Source organism: Nitrospiraceae bacterium (assembly GCA_020632595.1).
Classification (GTDB): Bacteria; Nitrospirota; Nitrospiria; order Nitrospirales; family UBA8639; genus Nitrospira_E.
This window is the reverse complement of record JACKFF010000008.1, coordinates 123,921-142,815: the sequence shown is the minus strand read 5'-3', so window position 1 is coordinate 142,815 and position 18,895 is coordinate 123,921. Positions and strand designations below refer to the sequence as shown.

General features: G+C 46.8%; 14 protein-coding genes. 2 read left to right on the top strand and 12 right to left on the bottom strand.

Going from position 1 to position 18,895, the window contains the following annotated elements:
- Window positions 1-11: 11 nt before the first annotated feature.
- Window positions 12-365, top strand: a complete 354-nt coding sequence (locus H6750_14760; GenBank protein ID MCB9775569.1) for a DDE-type integrase/transposase/recombinase — start codon at window positions 12-14, stop codon at window positions 363-365.
- 394 nt (window positions 366-759) lie between these two features.
- Here H6750_14760 and H6750_14755 read toward each other — a convergent pair whose 3' ends face one another.
- Window positions 760-1,557, bottom strand: coding sequence for a hypothetical protein (locus tag H6750_14755; protein ID MCB9775568.1), 798 nt, complete (start codon window positions 1,555-1,557; stop codon window positions 760-762).
- Between the two features lie 516 nt (window positions 1,558-2,073).
- On the bottom strand, window positions 2,074-3,483 hold the full coding sequence (locus H6750_14750) for a phenylacetate--CoA ligase family protein (GenBank protein MCB9775567.1): 1,410 nt from the start codon (window positions 3,481-3,483) through the stop codon (window positions 2,074-2,076).
- Window positions 3,484-4,226: 743 nt separating this feature from the next.
- On the opposite strand from H6750_14750, the gene H6750_14745 reads away from it, so the two are divergent.
- Window positions 4,227-5,501: a right-handed parallel beta-helix repeat-containing protein gene (locus H6750_14745; GenBank protein ID MCB9775566.1), complete on the top strand. Its 1,275-nt coding sequence runs from the start codon at window positions 4,227-4,229 to the stop codon at window positions 5,499-5,501.
- A 184-nt stretch (window positions 5,502-5,685) separates the two neighbouring features.
- Here the strand turns inward: H6750_14745 and H6750_14740 are convergent, their stop codons facing one another.
- The 10 genes from H6750_14740 to H6750_14695 all read right to left on the bottom strand — a co-directional run bounded on the left by H6750_14740 (window position 5,686) and on the right by H6750_14695 (window position 18,890).
- Window positions 5,686-6,723: a glycosyltransferase family 4 protein gene (locus tag H6750_14740; protein ID MCB9775565.1), complete on the bottom strand. Its 1,038-nt coding sequence runs from the start codon at window positions 6,721-6,723 to the stop codon at window positions 5,686-5,688.
- Window positions 6,724-6,896: 173 nt separating this feature from the next.
- Window positions 6,897-8,054, bottom strand: a complete 1,158-nt coding sequence (locus H6750_14735) for a glycosyltransferase family 4 protein (GenBank protein ID MCB9775564.1) — start codon at window positions 8,052-8,054, stop codon at window positions 6,897-6,899.
- 246 nt (window positions 8,055-8,300) lie between these two features.
- Complete coding sequence (locus H6750_14730; protein MCB9775563.1) at window positions 8,301-9,536, bottom strand: O-antigen ligase family protein; 1,236 nt, start codon at window positions 9,534-9,536, stop codon at window positions 8,301-8,303.
- Window positions 9,527-10,729, bottom strand: a complete 1,203-nt coding sequence (locus H6750_14725; GenBank protein MCB9775562.1) for a glycosyltransferase family 4 protein — start codon at window positions 10,727-10,729, stop codon at window positions 9,527-9,529. Before H6750_14725 ends, H6750_14730 begins: the two co-directional genes overlap by 10 nt.
- Before the next feature lie 108 nt (window positions 10,730-10,837).
- On the bottom strand, window positions 10,838-12,064 hold the full coding sequence (locus tag H6750_14720) for a hypothetical protein (protein MCB9775561.1): 1,227 nt from the start codon (window positions 12,062-12,064) through the stop codon (window positions 10,838-10,840).
- A 166-nt stretch (window positions 12,065-12,230) separates the two neighbouring features.
- Window positions 12,231-13,310, bottom strand: a complete 1,080-nt coding sequence (locus H6750_14715; GenBank protein ID MCB9775560.1) for a glycosyltransferase family 4 protein — start codon at window positions 13,308-13,310, stop codon at window positions 12,231-12,233.
- A 183-nt stretch (window positions 13,311-13,493) separates the two neighbouring features.
- Complete coding sequence (gene asnB, locus H6750_14710; GenBank protein MCB9775559.1) at window positions 13,494-15,368, bottom strand: asparagine synthase (glutamine-hydrolyzing); 1,875 nt, start codon at window positions 15,366-15,368, stop codon at window positions 13,494-13,496.
- Window positions 15,369-15,630: 262 nt separating this feature from the next.
- Window positions 15,631-16,377 carry a class I SAM-dependent methyltransferase gene (locus tag H6750_14705; GenBank protein ID MCB9775558.1) on the bottom strand — a complete coding sequence of 249 codons (747 nt, stop codon included), beginning with the start codon at window positions 16,375-16,377 and terminating at the stop codon, window positions 15,631-15,633.
- Window positions 16,378-16,525: 148 nt separating this feature from the next.
- Entirely contained in the window at window positions 16,526-17,359 is an 834-nt protein-coding gene (locus H6750_14700) for a DUF2334 domain-containing protein (GenBank protein ID MCB9775557.1), read from the bottom strand.
- Window positions 17,360-17,468: 109 nt separating this feature from the next.
- Window positions 17,469-18,890, bottom strand: coding sequence for a hypothetical protein (locus H6750_14695; protein MCB9775556.1), 1,422 nt, complete (start codon window positions 18,888-18,890; stop codon window positions 17,469-17,471).
- Between the last annotated feature and the right edge of the window lie 5 nt (window positions 18,891-18,895).

The window sequence follows — 18,895 nt, the reverse complement described above, 5'->3', positions numbered from 1 at the left end:
CCAAAAGATTCATGTATTTGACCATGATCATGGACTGGCATTCACGCCGAGTACCGGCCTGGCAGATCTCAAACACCCTTGAGCCCAACGCCTACGTGAAAACCTTCAAAGAAGCTTTCCTGCGCTACGGAGCCACAGACACCTTTAAAACAGATCAGGGCGCCCAATACACCAATGAGATTTTCCCAGCGATCCCCAAAGCCTGTAGGGTGAAGATCACTATGGATGGCAAGGATCGGTGGGCTGATAATGTCTTTATCGAGGGCCTGTGGCGCAACGTGAAATACAAGAATGGATATTTACAGGCCAATGACAGTCCGGCGGTACGCCACGCGAAACTCACTCCCCCCGTTTCAGTTTCATAATACAAAGTGCCCCCACCCGGCAATGAACCGCCAAACGCCCGATGGAGTGTATTTGCCAATCCTGAGGCAAACAAGGCAGTCTAATGACCGGCAGAAATTTTATTTACCGAGCTGTCTAAATATCGGGGACCATTTCTGTATCCCCATAGTCTTTTTCAACTAAAAGATTCTCTCCAGGCTTGAGACCCCAACCCCAATGGGCAAGACCCTCCATCTCGCCTATTTGGAGGATAGTCCGACCGTCTTGAATACAAATATCCAAAAAATGGAATTGTTTAGCGAGAGTTTGATTGTGAAAGATACGCCGGTCCTTACAATCCCAAACCCAACCAGACTTGCTCTCCTCCGCATACAAATTTTCTTGTGGTAGCGGAACAGATCCTTGTGCACGAAATCAGGGAATGCCCATTTCCAAGCGGACCAACCGACGTTCCAATCGCTGCATCCTGGGAATGGGGATTTTAAAATCCTTCCAGGTCGAAGGATTGGTGAGAAACCTGAGAACAGACGGGATGTGACAGTCTTGTGAAAAAATAACACAATCTTTGGTCATAGCAGGAATGATACCGGTTAATGCTTCCTTAGTCCCTTTGGCAGTGTCACAATCAATGTAGGCTAGGCGAACCTGATTGATAATTTTTCCTGCCCCCATGGTTTCACAAAACCACCCTTTCACAGTGCGGCAGCTATCAGGTGCCCCATATCGTTTAAGATTTTGCCATACCACCTCTTCTTGAGCGGCATATTCCCCTGAGTAGTCATATTCGCCAACAGGGGAAGCCGCAACTTCCACTCCTTCAAAGGAATCATAGATGATCAGGTGATATCCCATGACCTGACACATGAGACTCCACTTTGCCGAACTCCCCCCTTCCCAACAGCCCGACTCAATCATCGTTTCTCCAAGCTGACTAGGACGTTCGGCCAAGGCACGGCAGACCATGGCACATTCATATGGGGTGTGACCATGGAGGACCTTCCAATCGATTCGGAGGAGCCGTGCGAGCAGCCAAAATTTTCGCAGGAGTGATAGGTTTGGAAGGAACAGAATCGGCCAGTACCCTGGGGCATACCAAAGCAATTTTAGACGTTGCTTGGTCAATCGGTTAGCCACATATTGGCCAATGCAAATGGTGTAAAGCCGGTGGATAGCGGCCTCAAGGGGTGGACGTTCAATCTTATCCAGTCGCATAGGTGCCTCCTCAGTGGAAGCCTTTTGGGGGAATGTGCCAATATTTTACTCCTTTCAGCTTAAATAGCAATTTTTTACGTAAGAAGTCGCAAAACCCGGCTAAAATGATCGGCTAGGCAGCAGGCATGAAGGCGGGATTTATGGGCACGTCCGGTAATGCCGTGAAGGCCCAGATCTGGACAGCATTGATGGCCAGCCTCTTGCTATGGTAGCTGCAGTTGTTCTCTCGCTTTGGCTGGACCCTGGCCAATCTGTTAGCCTGGTTGTGGGGGAAACTATTAACCCAACGCAATCTGCTGGTCTTGCTTGATTAACCACTCCATCAACTGCCTTTTATGAATTCTCAAAATTTCATATGACAGCCATCAGAAATCATAAATTAGAAGGACCAATACTCCCTGCCCATTAAGACCGCTTTAATACCTCGCATGACATCCGTTGGGATTCCCGTGTTGTCCTTGTTCGATTTGAACGACAAAATGATTCCCAATTTATACTGGCCACTATCAATTGTCGTCACGTTTCCAAAGTTGGAAAGTGCGAATCAGGAGGTCTGCCTAAGTGACTAATAATAAATCGGCGCTTCCCAGATGGCGGAAGTGGCATATCTTGGACCAATTCCAATTCGATATTCAGATCGGCACCCTTTTCCTTGAGTGATTCAACTATCCTGCGTCTTGTCGCGATAGAAAACTCCCCAGCGGGAACTATCCGTACCACTATAGAATCGAGTTTTTCCTGAATTACTTGAAATGAGTCTATCTCCTCAAAATGCTCAAGAACGCCTGTAAAAAAATGAACAATCAACCTATTTCCTGATGGGGTAATAACAATATCGGTATCCCTACCCTGGATAGATTGCATAACATCATACCCACGGCCGCATGCGCACATGCGTGGGTCTCCGGCAATACCGACATCGCCCACCTTATACCGTATCAATGGCATGGGACCTGGATGCAGTCTGGTCACAATGATATTTCCGGATTGCCTTGGAGAAACCGGTACTCCACTATCATCCAGATATTCCACAATCACGTCCAAAGTGTGAAGATGATAAGAGCTGCCTACTCCGCATTGCGCAGAAATATTCATGCCTTCAGAGCATCCATACGTATCCACGACTCGAGTCTTAAAAGCCTTCTCAATCGTGTTGCGATAATGAGTGTAGAGAGTATCCCCCCAGGTGACGATTGATCGCATCGGTCGATTCCACCCGCATTCCATAGCTCTCCGTGCCAAATAATACAGACTTCCCGGATAACCCCAGAGATGCCTTAGAGAATATCGTTCTAGGATCTGGAGACACTGATCAAGATGGGAATCGCTCAAGTCGTGAGCCGGGACATAATGGCAATTCAGCAGAGCATCTTTCATTCTTCTAGGAAAATCTCGTTTCAAAGTCATACCAGTTTGGAGATGCGGTTCTCCCATATTCCAACCTGCCCATTCCAATGCGAGGAGAAAGGAGGCCTGGAACAACCCTTCAGTCTCATGGTCCAACAGCACCGTAAAATTGGCACCGGTAGATCCGGAAGACCGAGACTCATAGACTTTTTTACCCGTACTCCTGGTCACACGGTCGGGAAACGCATGCCGAAGCATGGGTTTCGTAACAATAGGCAATTGCCCGAGATCCGCTGCTTTACGAATGTCTGCCGGTTGCACCGAAGCCTTATCCATTATTTCACGGTAAAACGGCACTTCGTCATACGCCACTTTTACCAGTTCGCGCAGGGATTGATCGCGAATCGAGTGAAGCTTGTCAGAGGGTAACCATTGGGCTTTCTCCAAAAAAGAAAGCCGCTTCATCATATTTTGGCCAAAGACAAGGTCTCCTGCAGGAAATAGGACCCTCCTGAGTAGCCAGGCCTGCAAATTTCCCCGATACTGAGCGAAAGTATTTGATGCTTCAATTCTATCCATTGATGGCAATCGCCCCCACTTATTAGCTTAGGAAAAATGAAACCGCTTCGATTCACTACCCTCGGCTCGACTCCGGCCGAATGTGAGAAGCGGGCTATCGCAGCACCGTTCAATTCAATAAAATGCTTGGTTTTTACAATGCAGCTTCTTCAACATATTTCATTTAACCAATTCGAAATCAAATAATTATTCTCAACACCAGACCAGAAATTTCAGAATAGGAGACTAGTAACTTTTTAAGGAGCGGAAACTTAAAATTATTCGGTCCAATGCCTCTCAAAGATAACAATTTTTTCCCTTTGGATTCACTGCGAATTTTGGTGTTTTGATGGACATTTGGTCTCAATGATAAAATATTCCAATTTGATTGGCTGCCTTTATGTGAAATACATATTTCTACACTCATTCTCTTGAGAGGGGATATTCAACTACTTTTTATAAATATTGACTACCCCTCCTTAAATCCATTTAATGCATTCCTAATTGTTTAGGCTAACAAATTTTCTGAATTGCGGCTTACAATGGCCATGAAAAATGAGTTTGCACCTTAAGTTTTATAGGTGACTGTCGATACTAACGTGATACGACCAAATCTAAATTCACAACACAGAAATGAGCCAAAAAGACAGCGCATTTTTTAAATTTAAGTAGAGAACTCCATCAAGGGAACCAATCCAAGGATAGGCTTTTTGAAAAGAATCGATTATGACAAACAGCATTAGATTCAGTGACAAGGAGGCTGCATGATACAGACAGGAAACATTCCTCTAGGGTGGCGAAAGATAATTTTGTGTTTGCTACTTGTTTCCGGATCATTCAGTCCTGGCATGACATACGCCATTGAATACTATGTCGCCAAAACGGGTAATGATGGGAACTCTGGTGCCTACTCTTCCCCATTCCTGACTATCCAAAAGGGCATGACAACGATGCGGACGGGAGATACACTTTTGATTAGGTCCGGCACTTACGCAGAACAAATTGACAGCCAATTTTTCACCATTCCCACAGGTACATCATGGGAAAATGCTCCAATCATTGCAGCCTACCCTGGAGACGTGGTGACTATAAAGCCAAACGGTGGCTCACAGGCCATTGGTCTCGTCCACTCTTACATTCAATATGTCATTTTTGATGGATTGATTATCGATGCCATAAACGAAGACACCGTAAACGGTATGGGCATATCCATGACCAACGGAGCGAATCATGTGAGATTTCGGAATCTTGAGGTAAAAAATGCTCCACTAAATAATGTATTGCTGGCAAAAGGAACTGGTGGAACAGAGTATAATGAATTTATTGGAGGAAAATATCATAATAGTGATGTGTGGCAGAGTTCAGCACTCGTAAAAGGAGCCTATAACTTTTACATTACAACTGATCATAACCTCATTGATGGAGCCGAAATTTATAATGCAACCGGCTATGGAGTACATATATATAATTCAAGTTCTACCGGCCATGCTCCAGACTATAACATTGTCAGAAATTGTCGTGTTTACAATAACAATCTTCGCAGAATATCTTTTGCGGGCATCCTGCTTGCTTCCGGCATTGGCAACATGGCTTATAACAATCTCGTGTATGATAACCGCGGACATGGAATTCAAGTCGGCAATGGCTCGATAGGGGCGTTAGTATATAACAACACCATTTTTGATAATGATCAAAATGGCCTTCAAATTGGAGCAGCTGCCGATGCCACTAACACCATTATCAAAAACAATATTTCATATGGCAATTTATTGAATTATTATAATCGCGGTATCGGGACCATTGAGTCCAACAATATCATAGATGGGACCAACCCGCTCTTTGTCGACCCAACGAATCGAGACTTTCACCTTCAACATGGAAGTCCTGCAATCGATACAGGATTAGCATTAGCCGAAATAACGGTGGATTTTGAAGGTACTGCTAGACCCCAAGGAGCGGGCTATAATATTGGTGCTTTGGAAGGAACTCAGCCAACTCTTGGTGCGCCAAAGAAACTCAGGTTTCTCTCTGCACAGTAAAATATTAGGAATGCTCTTAATCCGCACGATTCCCTCATAGTGCTTCTGGGGGCACAACCGAACCCATCTCCTTATAGAATTATTGGCAAAAATCTTCCCAGATTTGAAACACTTTTAAAGAACAATGAACAAGAAACGCTATAGATTTATCGAAAAGGAAAAAGAAAGCATCAGGTAATTTATCTTACCGTTTCCGGCTGTCCATGACTTTATTAAATACCCCTTCCCATTTTGGAAATATTTCCTCCCATGATGAATGAGCCGCAAGCTTCCGTCCCTGGGCAGACAATCGCCCGGTTAGCTTAGAATCAGCAAGTAGTCTCATTACAGCTCCAGCCATCGCATCAGCATCATCATCGGGTACTAAGAGACCAGTCTTCTCATCCGTCAATAAATCTGGCACCCCTCCCACCGCTGTGGCGACCACCGGCAACCCCATAGCACAAGCTTCCACCACCGCAACAGGCATATTGTCAATATGATTAGTATTAAGAAAAATGTCGGCAGCATCTCCCGCTTTGGCTTTTGCCGCCATATCTAAAAAGCCTGGAAAATGTACTCCGACTGCAACGCCTAGCCTCTCAGCCAATTCCCTCGTTTCGTCCTCAAGATGTCCACCTTGACCTGCCATGACCAACTCGGCCTCGGGGTTCTTTCCCCTCACCTGTGCCAATACACGAATGGCCATTTTTGGATTATAAATTTCATGAAATTGCCTCATCCAAAAAAGGCGTGGCCGGATAACCTGACGATGCCGATATGGATAACAAGCAAGATTAATCACATTCGGTATGATTTGAACATGCAATCCATACGGAGCTACGGCTCGTGCCAGAAACGCAGACGGGGCAATAAGAGCATCTGCTCTTTTCAAGACACGGCAAGCCCAGCGAGGAAATCGAGACATAAATTCTTGAAGGGCGCCGCCATGCAACACCATCACAATTGGCTGCCCAAATAATTTTCCAATCTTACTCGCAATATCTGCAATTAAAAATCCGGGCCCACTATAGACTTGCAAACATTGAAGATCAATGTCACGTTTTCGAAAAATAAGTGTTTTAATAATATCACCGATACGGAGATATCGATTGGGCAAAGCCGAAACACTAATTACAGGATAACCCTTCTCCCTCAATCCATCAGAAAGGACCTCCCCTTGGGTGGTGACATAACCTGGATTTCGGCCAACCATTTGCCCAACAACTACAACACGGATCATGCACTTGCCCCTTTAGTAAATTGGAAATACATTTGTCCTAACTGGGATACACTGGCAGGAAATTTAATTTTCAAATCTATCTGGTTTTGGTTTACATAACCTTTTATGTAGGAACTGCTTGTGGCCATTGTAGAATTTGGAAGAATCTGCTTATTGGCGATCCAATATTGTTTTTAGTTTTTTATATTTCCACCCCATCCTGCACCCTGATAGGCCTCCATAGTTTTCTCGACGAGCCTTTTCAAATCGAATTCACGTACAGCCTTTTCCCTGGCAGCTGAACCCATCTGAATACGCAAGGAATGATTTTGCAGAAGTTCGATAATTCGACCAACCAAACTGGCATGATCTCCTTGGCTAATAACAAATCCTGTTTTCCCATTATCAACAAGGAATGGAATATCTCCAGCATCCATCGCCACAACCGGCCGGCCACAGGCCATTGCTTCCATTATGACATTGGGACAACCCTCAGAATCAGCCGTGTGAACAAGCAGACTTGCATCATTCATTAATTTGGGAATATCCTGACTATGGCCCAGAAATCTGACACGATCAGAAAGATCCAGTCCTTCCATTTGTTGCTGGAGCACGTGTCGTAACGGCCCTTCCCCCGCGATCTGCAATTTAAACTCCACCCTCATCCGTTTTATCTCAGCTACCGCCATCAATAGCCTATCCCATCGTTTCACGGCATAAAGAGATCCCACTCCCAGTATATTTGTACCATCAGCAATGCCCACTGATGTTCCAAAAAATCGTATAACATCTAATCCATTTTGCACCACGAAAATTTTCTTGGGCACAAAGATTCCCTTTGCACCTTGCGCCTGTTTTGCTGCGCTATAGCTATTGAAGATTTGTGCAGAAGGCCAGCGGGCGCTTAGGCGACCCAGTAAGAAACCACTCTCTCTTTTTGCCCAAAAAAAATCACTACGCACTGATCCGATCGGGGTTGTTCTGGTCCCGCAGGCTGCCCATTGAGCTGCAAAGTTTGTAAAAAAACTATATGAATGAAAAACCTCAGGATTTAATCGCCCCAAAAGAGTTCGAAGTGCCTTGAGCTTTGATCCTCTCGTTGATCCTTCTGAAAAAGAATAGATAGGTACACCAAGCCTGCGTAGCTCATTTGCATAAACATCATCCTTACAAAAATTCCACACGACGACTGCAGGCTTATAGAATTCACGATTCATTCCCTGCAGCAGATAACAAAGCTGTCTCTCCAAACCGCCTGGTTGCAGTTGCCCTACAAGATACAGGAGCCGGCATCTTTCATACTGCGCCTTCGACGAGGAATACGGCAATGTTGTTTCAAGATTATCTAACATACAACTTTCGCTTGAATTACTATAGGAAAACATGCCTCTCATTCTTTAGAAGCGGTATATACCATTTCCACGAACAACACCATCAGGAAAAGCTAAAACCCCAGGCTAGGTTTATTGAACGTCCATATATTTCCGGTCTTCCCATATTTTTTCAGTTATTAATTACACTTCATTTGAGGAAGACCATGGGAGGCCTCAAATTGAAAAGGAGAGAATTATCGTGGATACACGAGAAAATGACAGCGACTACCGAAAATTGCCTCTTTTGAAATTTTTGTCCATAACTATCCTTGGCGGGGGCGATTGGGTTTGAATATACGACGTCATGGCAGCCGCAAGTGTAACGACTACCCAGGAATTCATAAATGCGCTGTTACTGGCCAGGCAAATCAGGAAGGCATAGGCAACCAATGGCAGATAAAATGAAGCGGTCTTTATTTTTCCAATTGGTGCACAAAGGGCTGCCCAGCCGGCCTGCATCCAATAGGCCATATAGAAAAGTAATGGGATGATTCCGGATGCCATCGCAATAAATAAAAAACCATTATGCGGCGTCACAACCTTAGCCTTCTCAGGTACAAAAACATAAACATCGTCTACTCCAACCCCTCGAAAAGGTGAGTTCATGAAACTTTCAAATGCTCTTGGCCAGACAAGAAAACGTCCGCTTTCTTCCGTGGCCCGCATGGTGTAGAAAGTAATTGCCTGATCAAATAGGCCCACCCCATAGGCGATCCATACCAACAGAAACAAAATTAACAAAGGCAGAAATCCACGCTTAAGGATCTCCCGGCTACCGAGAACGATAGCAATGATAATTGCGAGCAATGCTCCCCGGCTGACGGTCAATGTCACAACTAACAAACAGCCGGTGGCAAGAATCCATGAAATCAGGCGGATTTCTTGACGCTCCGCTACGACTCCATACATATACATGTAGACGGCACAAAAGCCAAACCAGTCTGCCAGGGCATTAGAATTACTCAGGCCCGCACCCTTTTCAACTGCCAACCGTGTGATTCCTTCTGTTCCATATTCTTTTATGTCAATAAAAAGCAGCATGAGGCCACCCATAAGCAAAGCGAAAAAAACGAAACGATGCAAGAACCCTCGGCGGAAGGAAAGAGCCTGAACAACGATAAGGGTCAGAATCCATGGGATAAACATTTTGACGTAATCATGTTGAACAGATATCCCGTGAAACATCATTTGAATAATCAAAAATGATAATCCTAATCCGATCGGGAGAATCAGTGCCTTAAAAAAGTCTACTGGCCTTTCTCCAATGCTTAAGAAACAGAAACATGCCAATAATGCCAAAATGACAATACCCAATCTGTCAATTTCTAATCCCAGGATAGGCCCCATTAACCCATAAACCAAGCTGGCATAAAAACCATACTCAACGTACCATGGTGTTACATGCCGGATTGTAGGCATTTTCTTTTTGCCGAATTTTTTTGATTTCACCGCTACTTCCACGGTATTCCCCTTTTTACACCCAGCCGTGTTTCCATGATATGCTCCAGCCGTTCCGCACTAGCCGTCCAACTGTGTCGTTTTTGAACAAAATTGAGGCCAAGGACACCCCGGACTCTCCTTTCAGTTGGATTCTCCAAAATATTTGAAAGTGCCTCTTTCATCGAGGAAATGGATTCTGTTCGAAATAGCCATCCCGCCCCACTTTCGCCCAGAGTGCTATTCCCTCCTACGTCGGATGCAAGGAAGGGAATTCCACAGGCCATCGCTTCCAGGACTGCACTTGACATGGTTTCATACCGACTCGGCATCACCATGAGATCCAGGACGCGATACCAAGGCGCGAGGTCTTCTTGAGGCAATGCAGGCTCAATATGGACGATTCCACGCTCAAGTGCATGGGCAAGAGTGGCGCGCAAATGCTCTTCCATTTCTCCACTGCCGACAATCAAAAGTTTCATATTGGGAAATTCATGTACCATTCGGCAAAAAGCTGCTGAAAGCAGGTCAACACCCTTGAGATGGGTCAGTCGCCCAACATAGCCCATCACCAGGTCTTCCTTCGTCCATCCCAGGCCCTCACGGACGAGGGTAGGGCCTGGAGTAAACAACTGGCTATGAATGCCAAGGGGAAGCTCAAGAATATGATCGCCAAGAAATTCCCGCACACGGCTGAAACAATCATCATGCGCGCATACAGCCTGGACGGTGCGCAGCACCGGCTCAAGAGCAGAACTGACCGGCCCCGGTAACATCAGGACGGTTGGGCGTAAGATTGCAGTTGCCTTTGCGAGAAATGGGTCACCATGCACATACACGGCGTCAAATTCCTCCCAACGAGAAGAAAATTCACGTTCAATGCGGCGTTGGAACCGACGAGCGTGCCACCTGATGGTCCGCCAACAAACACTCTCCTGTCCTCGATCCCAGTAGGACTTCAACCGGCTGTTGCCCAGAAAAGTCTCTCCGACCTTTGTAAGCATCTCCTGTCCGAATTTCCGTGACCACCACCCCGGAATTGGAATGGGTTCGATACCGGCCGGCATGGGATTCGCAAAGCTTCCTTGAGAATCAGCCACAAAGGCCACGGAAACGTGATGCCCTCTTTTCCGGAATTCAGAAAACAAATTTCTGGTGAAGTATTCCCCTCCACCTCGAAGCACTCCTAGCTCGGAATGCAACACAAGAATGTTCATCACAGGTCTCTCTCGACCCTGAAGATGGGGATATGGCTCTGCATTTGTTTATCCATGTCTACGGTGTCACAGATCAGGCTCGCGAAATATATTAAATATTCCTTTGCCCTACGTCCTAGAAAATGATGATTTTTCACCTGAAGGCACAAGATTCTGTTGTTGCAAAAACTTCAAGATCTCTTCCGCCGCCAAGCGGTGCCCATCCTCATTCCAGTGCCCCACCCCACTCGATCCGAAACCATGCAAATCCTTACCGGTTTGAAGGTGATAGGCGCGAAACTCCGGCATAAGCTTGAGAGCAATGATCCCCTTTTGCTTTGCAAATTCTTCCAGCATTCGATCAGGCCGTTCGTAATCAAAAACCACGGGATACCTTGCGTTCAGTTTCTCCCCGATTCGGGGATGTACCTGCTCCGCATTAGACAGGGTTACCAGAACAAATTTTGCCCCATTCTCTTCTACCGTATCCTTGAATTTAAGAATCAGTCTTTTGCTTATTTCGAACGCGTCTTTCCACGGCACACTGACATCGGTACGGTAAATATTCAGATCGGAGAAGGGATCTATTTCCCGGTTTTCATTTACTTGTGGCATTCCAGCCAATTTATGTTCGAACCGGGTTTCCTCAAATTTCCGCATCAACAAATACACACGCTCAGACACCAAACTGAGAAGATAGGATTTTCGCTTGAGGCTCTGAAATAAACCACGGACCTGGGATATCATACCCCGTTCATACTCCTCATACTTGGAGCTATCCAGGACCAATTGTCCGTTGTCGTCAAAAACATAATAATAGGCTAATGCTTCCCGAGAAAGTGCTTTGGAATTATCCCGAAAATCATTACCGGTCAGAAACGCCAGGATAACCAGATCGGGAGAGTACTTCACACCAAAATTCACATACCGCATATATGCATCGGCTGTACCAAAGCCCGACTGTCCAAGAGCAATCACCTCAACCTTTTTTGTAGAGGAACCTGCGTTGAGTTTTTTCTCAAGTAACGCAGGAAAGCTGTCTTCAAGTGAAACCTGAAGAGCTTCTACGTAGGAATCACCAAAGATAAGAATTCTAAAGGTGTCTTTCGGCTTCTCGTAGGTTCGCTCATAATCTCGAAATCCATGGGAATTAAAATAACCCTGTGAAAATCCTTCTTTTGTGTGCCGATAGTAGGCACCAGGAATATACGTCACGCCTTTGCCCGGAACCAGCCTTACATGAGACTTTTGATTGATTTGCACAACTGCCAAGCCAATTTCCAGAATAATTCCCAGAATAAAGATGGCCAGGAAAATGATTCCTATATTCACTCCCACGCTTTTAAACCGAGTCATCAATTATACTCTGGTGCTTGACAAAGAATGGACTACACAGGCTACAAAAACGGCTTCGATGATTATTTATTCAATTCCACTAACACAATCTTTACTCAATCCACCGACTGAAGGGGGAAGGCAAGGGAAATCATCCCGAAGTTCCCCCTAAATTTTTCCATTCATCTCAACGACCGTGAACGCCCTGAGCCCATGCTCGAACGACGATCGCCTCACTATGATTCTCGACTATGTGTTTTCTTGCACGCAGCCCTATTTCCTCTCGTTGATGATGCGATTCCATCAGGGCGCATAAATCTTTTCCTATCGTCTCAATGCTTCCAGACACCACTCCCAAACCTGCTCGCTCAATAACCGAGTCCGGATCTATCATTAAACTGACAACAGGAGTACCACTCGACCAGGCTTGCAAGAAGGTATTTGGGAAACCTTCACCCTCAGAGGTTGAAAGCAGGATGGCTGCCTCTTGAATCACTTCCTGCGCTTTTTCAGGAGAAATGGGCCCAAGAAATTCCACATTTGGTAATGAACGAAGCCTTCGCACCATATTATCACCATAGCCAATTTGGGATCGATGTGTCGTTGGTCCTCCACAAACAACAAACTGAATATCGGAGGACTGTTGAGCAATCTCAATCAGCAGGTCCGGGCGCTTGGGCTCGCGCAACATCCCTACCCATGCCACATATTTTCTTCGCTTCGAATGGGGTTTCACCGTTGAGGATAAACCGGCGATGCTTGGAACAATATGGGCTTTCCCTTTCCATTTTCCAGGAAGTGCGGAAAACTGACCACCATGCTGCAGAAAGATTCTATCCGCCCGCATCAGTCCCCAGGCATACAGGGGCCACCAACGGGAGCGAAAGACCAGGGCGCGACGGACCTGGACATCCGTATCGAAGGCAGCCGCAAAAATAGTGCGTACTCCTGCGAGCTTGGCTATTTCTACAGCTGGACCCCACAAATGGTACGCACATCGCCAATACCACCAGTCTGGCTGTTCCGATTTCAGAAAATGATACCAGGATAAAAGAATTTGGCCTTTATCGAGGCCAACGAAATTAACACCGTCGATGGCTAAACTCGCTCCGGAATCCAATAAACCCCTGACACCGACGGTGACCTTCCATCCGGCAGCGACCAAGGCTCTGGCCAAAAGCCATTGCTGTCGTTCGGCTCCACCACCACTTGCCGACAGACCCCTGGCATAATCAAAGATCAGGTCGTTCAGAAATACGACTTTCATAACATTTTCGGTATTTCACAAAGTTGAGTTGAAGATAAAACTTTTGGTGTCACCCCCCGGCACAGGTCCTTCGCCGGGGACTAACACTGACTTTTTCGTGCTGGCCCCAACGAGTCATCACCGGTTCGTTCAAGGCCTGAATGGTCAAAGCCCGATTCCTTTATGTCACTTGGCAGGCTCTTTCTATATTTTGCAGGAACGTTTCATCATCCAAGCCAGAAAGACAAACGGGTTCCACAGTTCTCGCCCTATCGTGCCACCGCAGATACTGATCTTGTGAAGGTGACGGAGATACGGGTAATGAAAAAGATCAAGATTGGCTTCTCCCCAATCGAGCGTAGCTTCCACCGCAGGCCTCCAGGCTCCCCCCAGCCAGGAATCAAGAGGAACATGAAAGCCCTGCTTGGGTCTATCCCAGACCTCACGAGGAAGGATTCTTCTGGCAATCGGTAAGAGGAGGGATTTGAGTTCGCCATTGACAATCTTTTTATTTGCAGGAAGAGGAAGGATACGATCCAAAATTGTTTCGTCAAGGTAGGGGACCCTGATTTCCAAGGATGCCAACATACTCGCTCTATCGGTCTTGACAAGACAATTTTCGCTTAAATACGTTTCCAGATCCGTACGCATGAGCAAATCCTGGTCATATTTTCGGCCATATCGTTTAGCCCGCCTTTCCCACGGTTCAAAAAAATCCTCGATTTGGGCTGAATTCTGATATGCGGAAGTCAACACCTGCAGAAAGTCCTTCCCAAAAGCAGGAAAATCCCCATATCGCGCCCATGACCACCGAATGAGGTCCTGGGATGACAGCGTCCGCCAATAGATAGAGGGCATCCCTCGTGGCCTCCAAGGAAGAAGCCGTAGGACCCGGTGAAGGAGGGAGGATAGAGGCAATGCGTCCCAATGTCTTGCACCGAGTAGGTATTTGGAATACCCACCGAAGACTTCATCTCCGCCGTCGCCGGAAAGCGCAACCCGGAGATGTGAAGCGGTCATTTTCGATAGGGCATAGGTCGGTATGAAGGCAGGATCCGCAAAGGGTTCATCCAGACGGGAAAGGAGGTCGAGGAGTTCATCCGATCCAACCTCTTCCGCCCGCAACACAACATGGTCAGTGCCGAATTGACGGGCAACAAGGCCGGCAATTTCGGATTCATCCGCATGGTTGTCGGTAAATGAACAAGAAAAAGTCCGAACGGGCTTTTGACTGTACCGGGCCATAAAGGCCACAAGCAAAGATGAATCGATTCCTCCCGATAAAAATGCGCCGATCGGAACATCACTAATCATCTGCCGCTTCACCGCTCGATCAAGCAAAGATTCCAATTCCCATTCGTCGGGAGCTGCTAATGCAGGATTTCCAATGGGAGGACTCCAGTACCGGCTAATCGAGGGTGCCTCGGCGCCAATTTCCCACTGGAAGCGGCATCCAGGCTCAAGCTTATGCACACCTTGAAAAATGGTGCGCGGAGAAGGAATGTAGTCGAATGCCAGGAGATCACGCACAGCCACGAGGTCGATTTGATCAAACCCCTTCAGGGCGCCAAATGGTTCTACTGTTGAGGAAACCACCAAAGCCCCATGGTGTAACGCCCAGCAAAGTGGCTTGATCCCCAGACGATCTCGCGCTCCAAAGGCCAAAGACCGACGACGATCCCAGATAATAAAGGCAAAGATTCCATTTAACTTTTCGACAATACTCGCACCCCAGTGGCTGTACCCTTCGAGGATGACCTCGGTATCAGAGTGCGTTTTGAATTGGACCCCTTCGTGACCTAGAAGTTCACGCAACTCAGGGAAATTGTAAATTTCTCCATTAAATACGATGATATAGCGTCCATCCCGGCTTTGCATGGGTTGCGAGCCGTTGGCAAGATCAATGATCGACAACCGGCGATGAAGCAGCAACACGTCCCGCTCCTGCCATTCCCCCTCCGCATCCGGGCCACGGTGGGCAATCGTCTCGAGCGCTTCTCGGGCATGAACCGGGTCGACAATTGGCTTATCCTGTAAAAACGCGACAAATCCACACATATCAAATTTATAATGATTCAACCGACATCACTTGGCCCATTGAACGTCAAACAATCTGCGAATCTGAATCCTCACATCAATACATTCTTCTCAAGGGGTCACCAACGGTAGGAGCATCCCCCTAAACCTGACATATCCACGTCCTCAGTGCGCCGCGGCCCCGTGCATTTCTCTTTGGCCAGAGTTTTTTCTAAATTGTGCCCTCACAGTAACAAACCCTCTGTTATAAACTTTTCAATTTCGAATACGTGACTATACTTGCCCATGCAAACAGGGCTGAATATTATTTTTGAAGGTATAACACGCGTTGATGAAATAGCCGGATAAGACTGCAAACTAAAGGCACTTTTTCAGAAATGGCTGCCAATTTTTGAATATTGGGTTTGTAACTCGCCTTCATATAGGCAAGTTCTTCCCAACTATATTTAAAGTGAATTTCCGACATCATCGTTTGATATTCCCGACAACTGAGGTAATTTAAATTTTCCTTAGCATATAGAGTATTACGCTTGGCCGTTTCTTTGACCGATAATCCCTTTTGCCAATTATTTCGAATTCCCAGCATGGCCCAAAAATAATAATAGAAAAATGCCTTAATGAGACCTCCGAAAGGAACAAAAATGTGAGGCTCGATAATTTGCCATTTTGCCGGTATCACATGAACACTCACTCCCCCTTCTTTTAAAACCCGATAAATCTCACGAAAGGCCTCTTGTTGATGTAAGACATGTTCAAATACTTGATCGGAAATTATTAAATCAAAATGCCTATCAGGAAAGGGGATAGTGTCATTGTCGGTAAATCGAAAAAATTGCCGATCCTGTTCCTGCCGTAATTTAATGGGAGTCCCTCTGTCCATATAGTTCCCTTTATTGAATCCAAAGGAATTTTTATATCCGGAATCCAGAAGTTCATAGACTCTACGGCCATCTCCACAACCAAAATCCAAAATATAACTATCTTCGGTGATAGGAATTCCTTTTTGCTTACATATTTCAATCTGCCTGATATCTATGCTTTGCATGACCATCTTTTCTCCCTATTATCATTTGATCTCCCACACCTTTTGATTGCCAAATAGATGGACTCAGCGAAAAAATACATGTCGGTATCGAGCATGGAAGTTTTCATTGGATCGTCTCCGGTAGGACACCAAAAGAGGCGCGAGGTCACTTGATTTAGACTTTTGCTAGTCCAGCCGACACAATCTCGCCAACCGAGCGCCAAGTAACTCGCGAATCCGACTGAGCACGCGCAATCAGTTTTCTCAATTGCTCACCAACCGTTAAGGCACCTGATTCCGGACTTGGCATATCTAACTCCCAATAATGCGTCGCTGCACAGAAAACCCCATCCTTGCTTAACGCATGGTTAAAGATCGTTTCATTGCGCTGAAGAGAGGATCGGGGAGTTACAGCATTACCGGCAATCTCGTAATGGTCATTCAGATCCAAGATCCAGGGAATACCCAATCCTCCGGTTTTCCGCCAATGATAGAGTCTCGACCACAGCAACCAGGTTTTCAGTGAAGTCAGCGGCCACCCTCCCCGAAGCCCCGCAACCCCTCCCAGGTGCAGCCCCTCTCGGGCAATGGCACGTAATCCCTGGCGTCCGATTGTGTTGTGAGGTGGAACAAAAACCCGAATACTGGCGCCTAAGAGATCTTCCAGATATTTTCGTCCATCCACGACCCGCTTAGCTAAATCGGATCCCTGTGCGAACTCCGGTCTACCATGTTCCTCATCATGATAAAATCCATGGAGCATCGCTTCGAAACGACCTTGAGCAATTCCGTTGCGGAGATACTCCACAAGCGACCGATTTTTGTGCAGTGGATGGATGGATAACCGATCCTTGACATGTTCAGGAACGGCTCTATTGGTTCCAGGACGACAAAAAGGAATAATGGCCAAAGAAATCGGCCCCCATCGGCTAATTTCCCCATATGCGTGCTCAAGGTCATCAGGCGTCGTAAAAAAATTCGTATCGTCGTCACGAATACAGAAATACATTGTGCTTCCTTCTACGCATAAGGATCCATGCAGCAGGAATTCAAAAAAGATACACGCGAGGTCCATGCTCCATGTGAGCTTTCAGGGACACATCGTCTCAACTGCCTTCTTAAATCCATCCAGCCTTTCCAATATCTCCCTGTAAACTGGGTGGGATTTCCACCGAGCCCGGAACAAACGGGTCAACCGGAGGTCCCCCCTCAAGAGCATGAACCAGAGCCATGGTCTGCTGCTTAGCCGAATACGTTTCGCTGCTTGTCCGATCAGGAAGGAAGGAGGATAGCGTGCCCTCACGCCATGCCTCAAGCACCTGGCGAAACACAGTCGCAATCTCGGAGGGCGAATCTATATCCGCGATTGTCCTCACCCCTACCCGATGCAGAACGGTTCTCATTTCATCTTGTGGGACGATTCCGATAATCGGACGGCCTGCCTTCAGATAGGAAAAGACCTTACTCCCGCATAACTCATATCCTTTCATAGGAATCAACCCAAGTAGGAGGAGCGCATCGGCTTCTGCCTGCAGGCGACAAACTTCTGCATAGGAAACAGCTGACATAACTTTTACAACATCCAAGACACCCAACATGCCTGCCGCACGATTAATTGCCTCCGTACCTTCACCAACGAACAGCAGTTGTAAATGCCTGGCATGGACCGGTGAAGTTTGCTTAAGCAAGCTTATTCCTTGTAGCAGGGTATCATACCGATAGGGCGCGATCGTCCCGGCATACAAGACCACACATGTGGTTTGACTCCCTGCATCAGGGTTGTATTCGGCAATTGTGCCGTCAAAACCATTGGGGATAATATGAATGCGGGATGGGTCTATTGCTCCTGGGTAGGCTCGCCAGTAACATTCGGCCTCTGAATGGTACCGAAATGTCACGGCTTTGGCTCCTTCAAAAATCTGATACAAGAGACGACGATCCCGTCGTTTTGCCCACTGAGGGCGCTCATCATCGAAGGGACTGCCTGCCAAGGTCCATGAATCTCGAAAGTCGAGTACATAGGGCACTCCGGTAAGCAATGAAGCCTTTCTCGCCACCACAAACGAGGACCACGGCCCTCCTGTCACCCAGATCACCTTTGCGCCAATCCGCTGACACACCTTCACCGTGGCAGTCGTGCCTGGCGTGATCCAAGGCATGGCCAAATCCGGGTGATAATAATAACTTTCAGCCTTCCTCACGAAACTTCTCAAATACGATCGCAGGGAAGAAGGTGCAATTTCATGGATTTGGCTGACATTTTCCGGGTGACAGCCGGAGGGCGCTTTGGTTAACCTCCCCGCCCGCCAGGACTGGAATCGTTGCCATATATCCGCACCGGGAACCCGCACAACCTCAACATGGTCAGGCACCAATGACAATAAGCCGGGATCATACCTTCCCTGCTGCGTATTACCGGATGCGACCACCGTAGGTTGCCAACCCACATCCGGCAAATGACGCACGAAGCGAAGCGGACGATACACCCCGGCACTTCCATCGGGGGGAAAATTGAATGAGATCATCACTACAGATTTCATTGAGA